Origin of the sequence: Caballeronia sp. ATUFL_M2_KS44 (genome assembly GCF_023630965.1) — a bacterium.
In the GTDB taxonomy this organism is placed as follows: Bacteria; Pseudomonadota; Gammaproteobacteria; order Burkholderiales; family Burkholderiaceae; genus Caballeronia; species Caballeronia concitans.
The window spans coordinates 17,407-32,728 of sequence record NZ_JALQEA010000048.1 but is presented as its reverse complement, the minus strand read 5'-3'; the positions used below and the strand labels follow the sequence as shown (position 1 = coordinate 32,728).

Annotated in this window: 16 protein-coding genes; 4 read left to right on the top strand and 12 right to left on the bottom strand. The window is 62.6% G+C overall.

The window, feature by feature from the left end:
- The first annotated feature begins 20 nt into the window (after positions 1-20).
- Positions 21-2,063, top strand: coding sequence for a transketolase (gene tkt, locus NCR39_RS20205; protein ID WP_250453864.1), 2,043 nt, complete (start codon positions 21-23; stop codon positions 2,061-2,063).
- Between the two features lie 21 nt (positions 2,064-2,084).
- Entirely contained in the window at positions 2,085-3,122 is a 1,038-nt protein-coding gene (gene fba, locus NCR39_RS20200; protein WP_250453863.1) for a class II fructose-bisphosphate aldolase, read from the top strand.
- Positions 3,123-3,138: 16 nt separating this feature from the next.
- Here fba and NCR39_RS20195 read toward each other — a convergent pair whose 3' ends face one another.
- Positions 3,139-3,516 carry a type II toxin-antitoxin system VapC family toxin gene (locus NCR39_RS20195; RefSeq protein WP_250453862.1) on the bottom strand — a complete coding sequence of 126 codons (378 nt, stop codon included), beginning with the start codon at positions 3,514-3,516 and terminating at the stop codon, positions 3,139-3,141.
- The gene (locus NCR39_RS20190) at positions 3,516-3,806 is read right to left on the bottom strand and encodes a hypothetical protein (protein WP_250453861.1); all 291 of its coding nucleotides are present in this window, start codon (positions 3,804-3,806) and stop codon (positions 3,516-3,518) included. Before NCR39_RS20190 ends, NCR39_RS20195 begins: the two co-directional genes overlap by 1 nt.
- Before the next feature lie 89 nt (positions 3,807-3,895).
- On the opposite strand from NCR39_RS20190, the gene NCR39_RS20185 reads away from it, so the two are divergent.
- Positions 3,896-4,444: a thioredoxin family protein gene (locus tag NCR39_RS20185; RefSeq protein ID WP_250453860.1), complete on the top strand. Its 549-nt coding sequence runs from the start codon at positions 3,896-3,898 to the stop codon at positions 4,442-4,444.
- Here the strand turns inward: NCR39_RS20185 and NCR39_RS20180 are convergent.
- From NCR39_RS20180 to NCR39_RS20170, 3 genes are read right to left on the bottom strand one after another with little or no spacing between them, the layout of a single operon-like run.
- Positions 4,441-5,841 (bottom strand): DUF6513 domain-containing protein, encoded by a 1,401-nt coding sequence (locus NCR39_RS20180; protein WP_250453859.1) that lies wholly within the window; start codon positions 5,839-5,841, stop codon positions 4,441-4,443. The genes NCR39_RS20185 and NCR39_RS20180 overlap by 4 nt on opposite strands.
- Positions 5,820-6,419 (bottom strand): flavoprotein, encoded by a 600-nt coding sequence (locus tag NCR39_RS20175; protein ID WP_250453858.1) that lies wholly within the window; start codon positions 6,417-6,419, stop codon positions 5,820-5,822. Before NCR39_RS20175 ends, NCR39_RS20180 begins: the two co-directional genes overlap by 22 nt.
- On the bottom strand, positions 6,416-8,446 hold the full coding sequence (locus NCR39_RS20170; RefSeq protein ID WP_250453857.1) for a sigma-54-dependent Fis family transcriptional regulator: 2,031 nt from the start codon (positions 8,444-8,446) through the stop codon (positions 6,416-6,418). The genes NCR39_RS20175 and NCR39_RS20170 overlap by 4 nt, the downstream gene beginning before the upstream one ends.
- Positions 8,447-8,785: 339 nt before the next feature.
- Here NCR39_RS20170 and NCR39_RS20165 point away from each other — a divergent pair, with 339 nt between their 5' ends.
- Positions 8,786-9,259, top strand: a complete 474-nt coding sequence (locus tag NCR39_RS20165) for a dihydroneopterin aldolase (protein ID WP_502800250.1) — start codon at positions 8,786-8,788, stop codon at positions 9,257-9,259.
- Between the two features lie 5 nt (positions 9,260-9,264).
- Here NCR39_RS20165 and NCR39_RS20160 read toward each other — a convergent pair whose 3' ends face one another.
- The 7 genes from NCR39_RS20160 to NCR39_RS20130 all read right to left on the bottom strand — a co-directional run bounded on the left by NCR39_RS20160 (position 9,265) and on the right by NCR39_RS20130 (position 15,300).
- Positions 9,265-9,645: a hypothetical protein gene (locus tag NCR39_RS20160; RefSeq protein ID WP_250453856.1), complete on the bottom strand. Its 381-nt coding sequence runs from the start codon at positions 9,643-9,645 to the stop codon at positions 9,265-9,267.
- 88 nt (positions 9,646-9,733) lie between these two features.
- Positions 9,734-10,243 (bottom strand): formaldehyde-activating enzyme, encoded by a 510-nt coding sequence (gene fae, locus NCR39_RS20155; RefSeq protein ID WP_250453855.1) that lies wholly within the window; start codon positions 10,241-10,243, stop codon positions 9,734-9,736.
- A gap of 190 nt (positions 10,244-10,433) precedes the next feature.
- On the bottom strand, positions 10,434-11,279 hold the full coding sequence (locus tag NCR39_RS20150) for a triphosphoribosyl-dephospho-CoA synthase (protein ID WP_250453854.1): 846 nt from the start codon (positions 11,277-11,279) through the stop codon (positions 10,434-10,436).
- Positions 11,266-12,219 (bottom strand): ATP-grasp domain-containing protein, encoded by a 954-nt coding sequence (locus NCR39_RS20145; RefSeq protein ID WP_250453853.1) that lies wholly within the window; start codon positions 12,217-12,219, stop codon positions 11,266-11,268. Before NCR39_RS20145 ends, NCR39_RS20150 begins: the two co-directional genes overlap by 14 nt.
- Positions 12,216-13,214, bottom strand: coding sequence for a methenyltetrahydromethanopterin cyclohydrolase (mch, locus tag NCR39_RS20140; RefSeq protein WP_250453852.1), 999 nt, complete (start codon positions 13,212-13,214; stop codon positions 12,216-12,218). The genes NCR39_RS20145 and mch overlap by 4 nt, the downstream gene beginning before the upstream one ends.
- Positions 13,211-14,371 (bottom strand): ATP-grasp domain-containing protein, encoded by a 1,161-nt coding sequence (locus tag NCR39_RS20135; protein ID WP_502800253.1) that lies wholly within the window; start codon positions 14,369-14,371, stop codon positions 13,211-13,213. Before NCR39_RS20135 ends, mch begins: the two co-directional genes overlap by 4 nt.
- The gene (locus tag NCR39_RS20130; protein ID WP_250453850.1) at positions 14,371-15,300 is read right to left on the bottom strand and encodes an NAD(P)-dependent methylenetetrahydromethanopterin dehydrogenase; all 930 of its coding nucleotides are present in this window, start codon (positions 15,298-15,300) and stop codon (positions 14,371-14,373) included. Before NCR39_RS20130 ends, NCR39_RS20135 begins: the two co-directional genes overlap by 1 nt.
- Positions 15,301-15,322 lie beyond the last annotated feature (22 nt).

Genomic DNA, 15,322 nt, shown 5'->3' with positions numbered 1-15,322 from the left:
TTGCAAACATGGAGGCATTCATGAATGCCGTCGCCGAGGCTTTGCCTCAAACTTTTCGCTCTCCCGATACGCGTCACATGGCGAACGCATTGCGCATGCTCGCCGTCGATGCGGTACAGCAGGCGAACTCCGGTCATCCCGGCATGCCGATGGGCATGGCCGAGATCGCCGTCGCGTTGTGGAGCCGTCATCTGAAGCACAATCCGGCCGACCCGGACTGGCCCGATCGCGATCGCTTCGTGCTCTCGAATGGTCATGGTTCGATGCTGCTGTATGCGCTGCTGCATCTCACCGGCTATGACTTGCCGATGGACGAATTGAAGCGCTTCAGGCAGTGGGGAAGCAAGACGCCGGGGCATCCCGAAGTGGGCATGACGCCCGGCGTCGAGACGACGACCGGGCCGCTCGGTCAAGGCTTCGCGAATGCGGTCGGCATGGCGCTCGCCGAGACGCTGCTTGCGCGCGAGTTCAATCGGCCGGGGCACGAGATCGTCGATCATCGAACGTATGTATTCGTGGGCGATGGATGCCTGATGGAAGGCGTATCGCACGAAGCGGCATCGCTTGCGGGCACGTTGGGCCTGAACAAGCTGACGGTGTTTTACGACGATAACGGCATCTCTATCGACGGTCATGTGCAAGGCTGGTTCAGCGACGACACGCCGCAACGCTTCGCGGCGTATGGCTGGCATGTGATCCCGGCCATCGATGGCCACGATGTCGAAGCGGTATCACAAGCGATCGATGAAGCGCGAGCATCGGATCGTCCGACGCTCATTTGCTGCAAGACGACGATAGGCCGAGGCGCGCCTTCGATGGCCGGCACGCACGACGTGCACGGCGCGCCGCTCGGCGCAAACGAAGTGCAAGCCACACGTCTTGCACTCGACTGGCCCCATGCGCCCTTCGAGATTCCTTTATCCATTCACGAACGATGGAACGCGCGCGAGCAAGGCGCGGCGGCGCAGCAGCACTGGCAGCGTCGCATGGACGCGTATCGCCAGGCATTTCCCGCGCAAGCCGCGGAATTCGAGCGGCGCATGCGTGGCGCGTTGCCGGCCAATTGGCGCGATGCCGCGCATGCGCTCGTACGCGATACCGATCGTGCAAGGCAGACCATCGCGACGCGCAAGGCATCGCAGAACGCCATCGAAGGACTCGCGCGCGTGTTGCCCGAGTTGCTCGGCGGATCGGCGGATTTGACGGGATCGAATCTCACGCGATGGAAAGATGCGACCGAGGTGAATGCATCGTCCGAACGCGGCAATTATCTTCACTACGGCGTGCGCGAGTTCGGCATGAGCGCGATGATGAACGGCGTCGCGCTGCATCGCGGCTATCTGCCGTTCGGCGGGACTTTCCTCACATTCTCCGACTATTCGCGCAACGCGCTGCGCATGGCCGCGCTCATGAAGACGCGCACGGTGTTCGTCTTCACGCACGATTCGATCGGTCTCGGCGAAGATGGCCCCACGCATCAGCCGATTGAACACGCTGCGAGTCTGCGCCTCATTCCCGGCCTCGACGTGTGGCGTCCGTGCGATGCCGTCGAAACCGCGCAGGCGTGGGTCTGCGCGGTGGAGCATGACAGGCCGGCGTGTCTGCTGCTGTCGCGTCAGAACGTGCCCTTCGTGCCGCGCGATGAAGCGCAGACCGACGGCATCGAGCGCGGCGGCTATGTGCTCGCGGACTGGCCCGGCGCATGCGAACGCGATGCGCGGCGCGTGGTGTTGATCGCGACGGGATCGGAAGTCGCGCTCGCGCTCGCGGCCACCGAACCGCTCAAAAACGAGGGCATTCTTGCGCGCGTCGTGTCGATGCCATCGACCACCGTGTTCGATCGTCAATGTCAAGCATGGCGCGAGCGCGTGTTGCCCGAGGGCGTGCCGCGCGTGGCGATCGAAGCGGGCGTGACGGCGTTCTGGCGGCAATACGTCGGATTGAAGGGCGGCGTGGTGGGCATCGATCGCTTCGGCGAATCGGCGCCCGCGAGCGAACTCTATGCGCATTTCGGTGTGACGACTGCGGCCGTCATCGATGAAGCACGCCGCGTCGCGGCATGAAACCAAAAAAGGAGAACGACGATGGCTTTCATCGCATTGAGGCAACTCCTGGATCACGCGGCGGAACACAACTACGGCGTGCCCGCGTTCAACGTCAACAACATGGAGCAGGTCCACGCGATCATGCAGGCCGCCGAGGTCACGAAAAGCCCGGTGATCCTGCAGGCGTCGGCGGGCGCGCGCAAGTATGCGGGCGAGGCGTATCTGCGGCATCTGGTGCTGGCTGCGGTGGAGGCGCATCCGGACATTCCCGTGGTGCTGCATCAGGATCACGGCGCGAGTCCCGCCGTGTGCCAGCAGGCCATTCGTTCGGGCTTCACTTCGGTGATGATGGACGGCTCGCTCTTGCCCGATCAAAAGACGCCCGCCGATTACGACTACAACGTGGACGTGAGCCGTCGCGTGGTAGATGCGGCGCATTCGGTTGGCGTGTCGGTGGAAGGCGAGCTTGGATGCCTGGGATCGCTCGAGACGGGGCGCGCGGGTGAAGAAGACGGCGTCGGTGCAGAAGGCGCGCTGAGTCACGACCGCTTGCTGACCGATCCCGATGAAGCGCGCGCTTTCGTCGATGCAACCGGCATCGATGCGCTCGCGATAGCCATCGGCACGTCGCATGGCGCGTACAAGTTCAGCCGCGAGCCGACGGGCGATATTCTCGCGATAGACCGCATCGCCGAGATCCATGCGCGCATACCGGATACGCATCTCGTGATGCACGGGTCGTCGTCGGTGCCGCAGGAGTGGCTCGATGTGATCCGCGAATATGGCGGCGAGATTCCATCGACATTCGGCGTGCCGGTGGCGGAAATTCAGCGCGGCATTGCGAACGGCGTGCGCAAAGTGAATATCGACACCGACATTCGTCTTGCAATGAGCGGTGCGATGCGGCGCGCGATGGCGTCGGCGAAGTCGGAGTTCGATCCACGGCACGCGTTGAAGGCGGCGACGGCGGCGGCGCGCGATCTGTGCATCGACCGGTTTCGCGCGTTCGGGTGTGAAGGGCAGGCGGAACGGATCAGGCCAATGGCGATGGAGGTGATGGCGAAGCGATATCAGTGAGGGCTGTGGCGCAGGTTCACGCTGGCACGGGTTCGCTTACGTACTCGGCAAGCTCTCGATCGACCTTCAGGAATTTCAGTCGCTCCGTTCGGGCTTGCGCCACCAGCAGACGATCGAACGGATCGCGATGCAGGTGAGGCAAGTCGCGCACGGCTCTGGCATGCGCGAGCTGAACCGTGAGTTCGATGAAGCGATGGCGTTCGAACTCGTCGATGGTGCGCGCCGCGCGCGGCTCCAGCTTGCCGCGCGCGGCCTTGATCGACAGTTCCCAGATGGTCGCCGTGCTGACATAGACCTGTTCTGCATCGGCAATTTCGTTGCGCATTTGCATCGAGAGCTTTCGGTTCTGCGTGATGCTCCAGATGTAGACGTGGGAATCGAGCAGTACGCGCATTATCGTCCCTCGAGTGCGGCAATGATGTCGTCGGGCAGCGGCTTGTAAAACTCGTCAATGATGTCATCGGGCAGAGGCTTGACGGCTTCGTCATTCAGTAGATCGTCGTCGACGTAGCCGACGACAATCGAACCGCATGTTTCCGGATCGTCGCCAAGATTGCCGACTGCCCTTACCCGATAAAGCAATACCGGATGCTCGCCGCCAATGGCGACGTCCTTTCCTTGCGCGACCATTTCGAGAATCTTCGGCAGGTCTTTCTGTGCTTCGTCAACGTTGAAGATATACATGGATGTTCTGGATAACTAAGAAGGAATGTCATGCTAACCGACACCGAACGTCCCGCCAATATGCCAAACAGCCAATTGGGAGCTCTCTCATGCCCACCGAATCTCCAGTCGCGGAACCGGGTGCGCTCGCACCCGCATTCACGCTTCCCGCGACAGACGGAAGCACCTGGTCGCTGGACTCACTCAAGCGCTCGAACGGCCTCGTGATCGTCTTCATGTGCAATCACTGTCCGTATGTGAAAGCGACGCTTGCGCGCCTCATCCGCGACGCCATCGATCTCGAGAAAATAAACATCGGCATGGCAGGCATCAATTCGAACGATGCAAGCATCTATACCGACGATTCCTTCGACCGCATGATTGCGTTCGCAGACGAATGGCGCTTGCCGTTTCCCTACCTTCACGACGAATCGCAGGAAGTCGCGCGCGCATACGGCGCGGCGTGCACGCCCGAATGTTTCGGCTTCGACAAGAGCATGCGTTTGCGTTATCGCGGACGTATCGATGCATCGCGCAAGGAGCCGTTGAAAGACGCGCGCCGCGACCTGTATGAAGCGATGCACGCCATCGCCGAAGGCCATGACCCCGAAGGCGAGCAATATCCCGCGCTAGGCTGCTCGATCAAGTGGAAGCGTTAGCGCTTCTTCATCGTCGGGCCGGGTGCATGCCACGCGTTGAGATCCTCTTGCGACCGGTCCACCTCGCATCCCCAATCGAGCGGCTGATCCTGATCGAAGCGCTTGCCGAGTTGCCACGCGATCTCCGCGCGCGCGAGCTGCACGCCCATGTAAAACGCATGACCGCCATCGGCTTCGAGCTGCAATTGCGGATAAAGCGCGAACGGGTCCGTTTCCAGCCGATGCCCGTCGCGGTTATAGACATGAATGCCTTCCGCCGAAACCTGCACGCGAAAATTCGGATCGCGCACGGCGGCAGCGAGCGCATCGATTTCTTCGGCGCTATAGGGAAACGGGCGCTTCGCATGCAGCGCGGAAAGATCGCTGCTGATGCCCTTGGGCAGCGTCTGCGTTTCGCGCGCGGCATGCATCACGCGACGCGCGACATCCGCTTCGCGCACCGCACGCCGCGCATGCAGACTGACCGATGTCGTCAGCACCGCCGACACGCGTAACTCGGCGGCCATGCCGAGCAGCACCGCATTGATGCCGCTCGTGTCCGCTTCAGTGAGTTCGGTGACGTTGCCCACGCCCATCATGATCGCGATATCCGCATGACGTTCGCGCAAACTCACATAACGCGCGATGGAAGCGGCCAGGCCGAACGGAATCGGATCGAGAATGGGATCGGCGAGAAAGGGGCGATTGCGCTTTCGCATGACGTCGATGGCCGCATCGAGCGATGCCGTATCGCGCGGTTCGCGTGGCACGAGTATCGGCTTGGACGCGGCTTCGTCCGCGATCCATAGCGTATCGATGTTCAGGCTCATCAGATAATCGGCGCCCGCGCGCGCGCCGCGCAAGAGCTCGTCATCGAGCATCGAATCCACGCTCACGCGATAACCCTGTTCCTTCAACATCGCGACCGCCTCTTCGAGATGCGGAAACGGCGTCTCGGGCAGACAGCCGACATCGATTACATCCGCGCCCTGCTTCGCATAATCGCGCGCGCGTGCGGCAATGCCGTCGAGATCGAGACGCGGCGCATCGACGATCTCCGCGAAAATCTCCGTCTCGTAGCGCGATAAATCCACATGACGTGCCTCGCGTCCGAAGAACTGCGGCAAGTCCTTCACTTCCTCGGGACCGCGTTCCACCTTCACGCCATAGTGATCCGTGAGCGCATCGAGATCGCCGCGGCATCGTCCCGGCACGATCATGCGGCTCGTGCCTTCTGTCAGCGGCAACGCAACGCGTCGACGGATCATGTCAGCGGTCATCAGTCCTGCCACCTGCAAGCCTATTTCGCGCACTTCCCACGTGAATGACGATGCCGCGCCCACGGGCGCAATGCCTTCGAGCACGCGATAAAGACTCTGCTCGGCAAGCCGGCCGGTCAGGAAGACGATGTGTTCCATGCGAGCTTCAATTGCACGAGCCGTCGATCGAGCGCGGCGCGCAAGTCATCGAGCGTATAGGCGACGGTCGTATGTTCGATGCGCGCAAGCCGCTCCACGTTCTCGAATTCGATCGCGCGCGGCCGCACTTCGACCCATTCGTGCGGCGTCTGCGTGATGACGGAGGGCGCGGTATCGCATGCGAAGACGATGCCCGGCACGCATTGCTTGCCCGCTTGCGCGAAGAGATTCGTGGGCAGCGTATCGGAGATGCCGAACGCGCACTTCGCGACGGTGTTGCTCGTCGCGGGCGCGATCACCACGGTGTGATAGTCGCCGTTATACAGCATGCCGACGGGCACGCTGCTCGCGCTGTTGTCGCGAAAGACCTTGAAGTGCTCGCGCAGTTTATTGATGGGCCAGCCGTAGAGCGGCAACACCTCTTCGCCTGCCGATGACAGGAACAGATCGCAGCCCGGCAGGCGCAATGCAAGGTCGATCGATTCCTCGATCATGTGACCGGACCCCGTCACGCACCATGCGAAGCGCGCATCGGGCTTGAATTCATCGAGCCGGCGGGCGGGCGTCGGCTGCGTCATGCGTCGTTGGGCGCGGACGAATCATGCGACAGCCGTATATGCAGCCGATGCATCTTGCGATACAGCGTATTGCGGCTGATGCCGAGCACCTTCGCGACATTGCTCACGTTCCAGCGATGTTCGTCGAGCAGCAGCAGAACGGTCTCGCGCTCCTTGACCTGAATGGCGTTGAGCGCGCTCATTTGGGCATCGTCGGTGAGATGCGCAAGCGGCACCGGCTGCGCGGATTGCGTAGCGCTTATCGCGCGCGCCGACGCACCGTTCAATATCTCCGGCGGCAGATGCGCGCAACGAATCTCCGGGCCGTCGCATAGCGCGATCGCCATTTGCAGCACATGCCGCAATTGCCGGATATTGCCGGGCCACGGATAGTTGAGCAGCGCTTGCCGCGCTTCGGCGCTCAACGTGGGCGGATTTTCGCATTCCGTTTCGAGAATGTGACCGATGAGCGCGAGCGCATCGGCACGTTCGCGCAACGGCGGCAGATTGATCTCGATACCGTTGAGCCGATAGTAAAGATCCTCGCGGAACATGCCGTTCTGCACGAGTTCGATGAGATTGCGGTGACTCGCGCTGATCAGTTGAAAGTCCACCTTCACAGTAGTTTCGGCGCCGAGCGGCGTGACCTCGTGTTCTTCGAGCACGCGTAAAAGACGCGCTTGCAGCGTGAGCGGCATGTCGCCGATTTCATCGAGAAAGAGCGTGCCGCCGTTGGCCTGCACGATCTTGCCACGCCGTCCTTCACGTTGTGCGCCGGTGAATGCGCCCGCGCGATAGCCGAACAACTCACTCTCGATCAGATTCTCCGGCAACGACGCGCAATTCACCGCGACGAACGGACCGCTTCCGTTCGGGCTGATGCTATGCAGCGCATTCGCGAATACTTCCTTGCCGGTGCCCGTTTGTCCGCGCAGGATGATCGGTATCTTGCGTTGAATCACACGCGCCGCGAGTTGAATCTGCGAGGCCATGCGCGGATCGCCGAATTCCAGATGCGAGAGTTTGTCGAGCCGGCCCTGGCCCGCCGTATCGCGTGTCTCTTTGCGGCCGGGCTTGGCGCGCGAATCGTTCATTAGAATGCGCGTGCCGCTATTCGCAGCTTCGCGCGGCGTCTGCGCCGTGAGAAAGAAACGACTGTTCGCTTTCGCGCTATACACGGTCACCGGATGAAACGAACCGCGAATACTGCGCGCAATCATGTCTTCGAGCGTTGCGTTGAACGCTTCCTCGATACGCTTTCCGCACAACTCCGCAGGCGAGCGCAGGTCGAGCTGAAACAATGCGCTGCGGCTCGCGGCGAGCACGATGCCTTCGTCGCTCACGGCGAGCTTGCCCGCGTGCAGCGTGCCGACGAATTCAGGCCGGCTATGAAAGTGGATCATGTTCGCGTGCCGATAGCGCGCATCGATCAGACGATTTTCGATCATCTGCCGCGACATGCCGACGAGCACCAGCGAATGCTGCTGCAATAGCTTCGAGCGGCTCGTGACGTCGAGCACGCCTACAACCGAGCCGCGTTCGTCGAAGATCGGCGCGGCGGAACAGGTGAGGGACGTATAGCGCGGATAGAAGTGCTCGTGCTGACATACGGCGATGCAGTCGCGCTCGATCAGGCACGTGCCCATGCCGTTCGTGCCGGCCTCGCGTTCGCTCCATAGCGCGCCGACGCGCAGGCCATCGGCGGCGACGGCTTCGCCGAACGGCACCGACGACACCTGATGCACGATGACGCCGTCCGAATCGACGAGTACGACCGCGAGTTCAGGGTCCGCGAGTTGCTGATACAGCGTGGTCATCTCGAGCTTGGAACACGCGATGAGATCGCTTGCAGCCTCGCGGCGCTCAGTGAGTTCGCGTTGCGTGAGCACGGGCGGCATCACGAAACGGCCGGGGTCGAGATGGAATTCGGTGAGGCAGCGCGTCCACGATTGAGCGACCGAGTCACTCGCGCGCCGCGAAGCCAGCGGGTTATTGACGATGTTCAGCACTTCCCGGACATGCGTATCTACGTCAGCAAGCGACGACATGGGGGCGTGTCTCCGTGGCGCCGCGTTCCGGTTGCGCGTCCCGCGCAGCCAGCCGACGCCGAATCTGTTGTGATATGCACTGGCGCCGCGGCTCGCGTGCGATTGCCGTCGTGTCTTGCGTGCTGTTGCTGCCTGCCGCACGCGTGCGCGCCTCGTAGCCGGGCTTATGCCTCCGTTCAGGACCCCGGTTCTCAAAAACTGTACATCCTATGACGCGCAGGTTCAATAAGTAGTCGCATAGAGACGGCATTTGCGCCCGTTTTTTGCTTGTCATGATGGCTTAAACCCTTACGGATTCCTTTAGCGCTTCAGCGCGAAATAATTGGCGAGGTCATACACATGGGCCGATTCGATCCGATCCGCGAAGCCGTTGGCGACGCCTTCACCGCAGAGCACAACGCGCCGATGGATATCGTCTATATCGAAGGACTCACGGGACAAACGGTGATCGGCATCGACAAGAGTGAGTTGCACGATGCGCAGACCGTGCGCATGAGTCTCATGATCGGCACGCCGTCCCTGCGCGCCTGCACGACGGATCACATCGACGACACCATCAATTACGCGGCGGTGCGCGAGGCCATTCACGCGCTGCTTGCGTCGCATCGCGTGCAATTGCTCGAGGCGCTCGCGGAGCGCATCGCGCAGATGGTGATCGCGGATTTCGGCGCGCACTGGGTGAAGATCACGCTCGCGAAGCCCGCCAAGTTCGATGACGTCGATGCGGTCGGCGTCGTGATCGAGCGTCGGCGTGCGTGGTCCGGCACAGCAGCGGGCTTGGGCTGGATCGGGCGCGGATATGTACCGCAGTAAGCCGCTTATTTACCCGTCGATGTGCGCTGCACGATGCCGCAAGCCTTGAAGGCATCGCGCTGAAGATCGCGGAATTTCTTGGTCTGCGCCTTCGCGCGATCCACGCGGAATTCCGCACCGCCTTCGCCGCCGAGCGTGGCGTATTTGGAGAACGTCGACTGTTCGACGTAGTCGTCGTAATTGAGCACCTGCGCGATCTTGTCGATTGCGCATGAGCATTTATAGACGTTCACGAAGTCATGCCCGTTGTCGTCCATGCAGCTCAACACGTATTCGACGCGGCCTTCCGTCGGATAGTCGTGGCCTTGCGCCGGCGCGCCGAATGACAGCGGCGAGATGAACGTGAGCGCGGCCAGCATCGTCAGCGCGCGGCAACGTGGAATCATTCGATGAACCTCGCTTGGTCGTTGCATACGTCGATCATGAGCGGCCAATGCTTCATGCGATGCACCGGCCGCACGACACGTTACATCATCACGCAGCCGCGAACGGATGCGCGACGGAACTCTTCTTCGCTACCACGTCCGATGCCTTCGGTTCGCCCGCGACCGCACGCTTGATCGACTCCTTCGTGGCCTGATAGTTGAACTCCTGAATCTTCTTGTCGTCGGACGCTTCCCAGTGAATGAATACGCCGACGCAGATGAACAGGTCGTCGGCTTCGTCCGCGGGAATGGTGCCGTCCTCGACGCTATCCGCCACGGCCAGCGCCACCGCATGCTGTGCAGGGCCGAACATCTGTACAGCCTGTTTCGCTCCCTTGATGGTCACCTTGTTGAAGAGAATCGTGTTCGGCTTCGTGATGAGATTCGGTGCGACCACGGCCAACAGTGACGTGAAGCCGTCCTTGTTGTTCGTGAGTGCGTTGCAGAACGCCGTTTCGGCAGCGGAACCTCGCGGTCCGATGATCAAGTCGATGTGTGCGACCTCGTTGCCCTCGCCGACCAGCGACTCTCCTATCAGGACGCGGTTGATCTTGGCCATGCTGTTCCTCCAGTGATGGGTGGTTCTTGGGACGATCGACTTGCTGTCGAATCGCGGCGGCGTTCGGAGCCGCGCAAGACGCTTCGTTACTCTCCTGCACTCAGGCGCTGCAAAAACGGGCGGCATAACCGCGCACATCCTAAACAGGAACCGTGCCAATTTTCATGAGGGACGTGTCGCGCATTTTCAATCACGCGATCATCAGCGCGACGAAGAGCGTCGCGACCGCGAGGTCCGCACTGGTGCCGGGATTGATGCCGCGTGCCTTTAGCTCGGCGTCCCATGCGTCGAGCGCGGGATCGGCGGCAGGACGGCCCGCAGCGCGCCAGCGTGCGTCGTGCGCGGCGGCATCGCGCGTGACACTTTGCGCCATTGCCGCGCCCTGTTTGCGCACAATGTGCGAGTCGGGCCACTTGCCTAGAAAGCTAAGGAATATCCCTAGTATTGCGGTGTTTTCTTCGATGCTTACGCGTTGCGCTTCATTGAACACATCCGCGAAAACATTCGCATACTGGCGCGCGATGCTGTCGCGGTCGGCGGCGAGCGTCATGGCGGCGCGCAAGTCCACAGTCGGCGCTTCGTGCACGGATTGTTCGGGCGCGTCGCCTAAACCGCCTGGATTCGCAATGGCGATCGCGCGATAGGCGAGGCGGGCATCGTCGATATCGAGCGATGCAAGCACGCGTTGCGTTTCGCGATGCCAGCGTGCAGCGTCGATGCGCGCATCGTTCGGCAAACGTTCGAGCGCCGCGCATAACGGCGCGGCCAGCAGCACGATGCCGAGATTCGTATTGCAGCCGACGGCGTCGAACGTGCGGCGAACGGCATCGAGAATGCGCGCGCCCACGCTCGCGCCGTGCGTGAATAAGCCGGCCGCCGCCGTTCCCGCGCTCACGATGAACTGCGCCGATGTCATGCCGTGTCCCGCGCTCGCAACGCTGACGTTGCCCGGTTTGGCGCATTCGACATCGAGCCGGCATGCGCGCAGGAACGCCGAGCGTGCACGTTCGCTACGCGAAGGATCAGGCGTGTCCATCGCGACCGGCGAGGGAAAGCGCGCGTTGCGGTGCAGCGAATGGCGCGGCCTTGCGATCCAGCAGATCGTCGACGAGCAGGGAAGCGATATCGAACGATGTCACCGATTGCAGCCCGCGCCACGCCGCTACGCCGTTCACTTCGAGCACGAGCGGACGGTCGTCGTCTTCAGCGCACGCGATCAGATCGACGCCCGCGTAATCGAGGCCGAGCGCGACGCTTGCACGCACGGCGATGTCCGCGAGCGAGGGCGTCAGTTCAGCGGGCTCGCAATGCGCGCCGCGTGCGAAGTTGTGCACCCAGCCGTCGCCGCCCACGCGCTTCATCGCGGCGACCGCTTGCGTGCCGATCACGAGCACGCGCCAGTCGAAGCCGGGCTTGCCGCCATCGACATAACGCTGAAGATAAGCCACTTCATTGAACGGCGTGAGCGATGGAAGCGCTTCGCAAGCATCGTCGCCGAGCAACTGCAAGCCCTTGCCTTGCGATCCGAAGAGCGGCTTCATCACGACCTTGCGGTTCGCTGCGCGCTCGCGCATCAGCACGCGTTGCGCGAACGCGCGCGATTCGCCGGCCCACGTCGCGGGCGTCGGCACGCCATGGCGATCGAGCAGAAAGCTCGTCATCGACTTGTCGACGCTGCGTTCGATGGCGCGCGCATCGTTATAGACGGGCACGCCGCTTTCGCGCAACGCATGCAGGATGCCGAGCCGCAACGTCACCTGTTCGAAGGTGCCGCCCGCGATGCCGCGCACGAAGACCGCGTCGGGCAACGTGTGACCGAAGCCCGGAATCGCGATGCCGTGCGGCTTCCATGTCGTATCGATGCGGCAATCCGCGAGATCGACGCAACGCGCCTCCACGCCGCGCGCGCGAAACGCTTTCTTCAGGCGGTTCGTGTGCCAGCCCGTCTCGTCGGTCATGATGGCGATGCGTGTCATGACGCCTGCCATTGCGCGTCGAGTAGCGCCCGGTCGAGCTTTCCGCCGTGATACGTCGCGCCGCTTTCGAGGCTCGATACCCATACTTCGGCGGGCGCGAAGAGCGCGGCATCGATCTGATAGAAGTCGTAGTTGAACGACTTGAAGATCTCCGCGAACGGCTTGCCGTAATCGCGCGCGTTCGAAGACGGCAGTTCGTTCGCGAGCTTCTTCGCGACGGCATCGCTCTTCACGGTGAGATGCACGCGGCCGCCATAAAGGATCGCGTCGTTGGTGCGGCCCATCGCCTGCACGCCATCGGGCGAGGGCGGTGGTAACGGCGCATTGCCGCTTGCATCGACGATCTCGTCCAGATCGACGCCGATCACATGCGTCTTGTGCAGCGCAACTTCGACGACTCGCGCAACGACCTGCACCGTCCCCGCGACAGATTGCGTCGGCGTGACCGCGATCACCAGATTGGCGGGCGCGAGGCCGCAATCGTTCAGCACCTTGTCGATGACGACTTGCGGCGGCAAGCGGTCTACTTCCATCACGAGCGCCCCGCGATCGTGACGGTCTCGATAGCCGAGTTCATCGAAGAGCGGCTCCTTGCACGCAAGCGCGCGCGCCGGGCCCGATCCGAGTGAGAAGAACTTCTTGCCGCCGGTTTGCTCTTTCGTCGCGGAAAGGCTCCAGCCTGCGTATTGACTGCCGAGGCACGCGAGCACCGGATTCGATGCATGCACTTCGATGAAACTCGGCCAGAGCGGCGAGGCATCGAACGCGACGCGTCGCGATACGCGCCCGAGCCCGCCCATGCAGATGCGCGCGATCAACAGGCCCGCATCGATGCTGCCCGCTGCGTTCACGCCTGCATCGACAATGGTGGTGCCGCCTGGCGTGCGAGTGAGTTCGACGCGAAGACGCGCGGCATCGTCGATAAGTCTTTGGACTAGCGCCTCGCTGAGCGCGTTGACGCTGAGTGGTGAAGAAGGAGATGAAGATGAAGTCATGAGTCGATTTCGTTGATGCGTTGCAGAAGGCGCGCCCGTTCGCGTTCGAGTTCGATGCGCAATGCATCGAGCGTCGATGCAGCCGTGGTCACGGTGCAGACCGGCATGCCCGCTTCGATGCGCGCGCCGGGCAAGGGCACGTCGTGGCAGGCGGGATCGTTGAAACAGGCGTCGCTGAATGCGTTCGATACGGCGAAGCCATGCGGCGCGAACACCACACACTGTCCCGCTATCGTGGCGGGCGTGCGCGTCCACATGTCCGCGTTGCTCGGCAATTCGCCGTCGAGACAGGCTTCGACATGCGCGCCGATGAGTCCGCGCGGCCATGCATCGGGCCATGCCGCTTCGTAAAGCGCCATGGTCGATGAAGGGCGCGTGTTGATTTCGAGCACCTGAAACGTGTCGCCATCGAGCAGAAAGTCGATGCTGTTCAGGCCAGTGAGATCCGTTTGCCACACGATCGTTTCGATTGCATGAACGATGCGCTCGGCCATATCGCGCGGCAACGCAATGGGTCCGAGCGACCCCGCGTGAACGAAAGGCAGCGTACCCGCCGCCACCGTCAGTTGTTCCGCGAAGCCGATGACCGCGACTTCGCGATGCGCCGCGACGAACAGCGCGGACATCGAACGGCCTTGCGAAAGCCGCTGAAAATAGGCATCGGCGTGAAGACGATGCATGTCGCGCGCATGCTCGATATGCGTGCCGCCACAGCCGTCCGAACGCTTCACGAGCCATCCGCGCGCGTCGTCGGGCGGCGTGAAACGTACTTCCGGATGCGGAATATGTGCTTCATCGAGCAACGCGAAAAAGCGCCGTGGATTGCGCACGGCGAGCGCTTCTGCGCCATTGCCGATGAAACGCGGCACGCGCGACGAACGGCTCAGCTCCATCGCGAGCGGCTCGAGTCCGCTCGTCACGATGAGGCCCAGCATGCGCGGCAGGCGTGCGGCGCATTCGAGCGCATCGTAGAGACGCGCGCGATCGATCGACAACCCGTCGCCGCCGATATCGAACCACATGCCCGCATGCGCGCGCGTATCGCGATCGCCGAAGATATCGAGCGCGACCACGTTGAGGCCCGCGCGCTCGGCCGATTGCGCGAGCAGACGCGCCGACAATCCGGCTACTGCCACGCGCGGCGCACGCGAGGTCATCATGAGTCTTGTCCCGCGACGATGGCGCGCGCTTCGTCGAATGCTTCGGGAAAGCCGAGATAAACGGGCTTGCCGCCGGTCCGCATGCGCACGAAGAGGCGATGCTCCGCCTGATATTTCACGTTGCCGATGGCGAGCGCGCCGATGCCGATGGCGTCCGAACGCGGCGCGCCTGCAAGCGGCTTGCCGTCGTCCATCACGTTGACGCCCGCGATCCCTTCGGGCGGCACGGCGTTGACATCGGCGGCAATGAGCAGATGTTTTGCGTGGGCGAGATCGGCGGCGCTCATCACTTGCACGCCGGCCACGGCGGTGGCGAAGACGATTTCCGCGCGCGCGAGTTCGCGATGCAAGTGCTCGGGCGTGCCCGTGGCGACGCCCGACGTGGCGATATCGAAGCGCCGGTTGATTTCGTCGCTCACTTGCGTGGCGCGCGATTGACTCGAATGGCTTGCGACGGCGACATCCGCCCCGAGCGATGCGGCCATGGCCGCCGCCACGCGCCCGACCGCGCCGGTGCCGCCGAGAATGAGCAGACGTTTGCCGTCGAAACCCACGTTATGCACGGCCTTCAGATGCTTTTCAGCGAGCGCGACGAGCGCGGCGGCGGTCGTATAGGCGCCGCTCGGATCGGCGAATACGGAGACTTCGAAGGGCGGCACCATGGCGTTGCGCGCGCGTTCGAGCATGTCGGCGGCGAGCATGACATCGCGTCCGCCGATGAAGATGCCCGTGCGCGAGACGCCTTTGGGTCCGCGCGAAAAGATGGCGTCCTGAGTGAGTTGCACGACGCTGTCGATATCGACATTGCAATACGGCACGAGGATTTGATAGCCGGCGTCGGCTGCCATGTTGACATCGAACGGACTCATCTGCGGCGTGCTCGTGAACATGTGCAGGACGTGGGGTCTTTCGGTGGCTTCGGGCATGGTGATGGACTCGTATCGATTG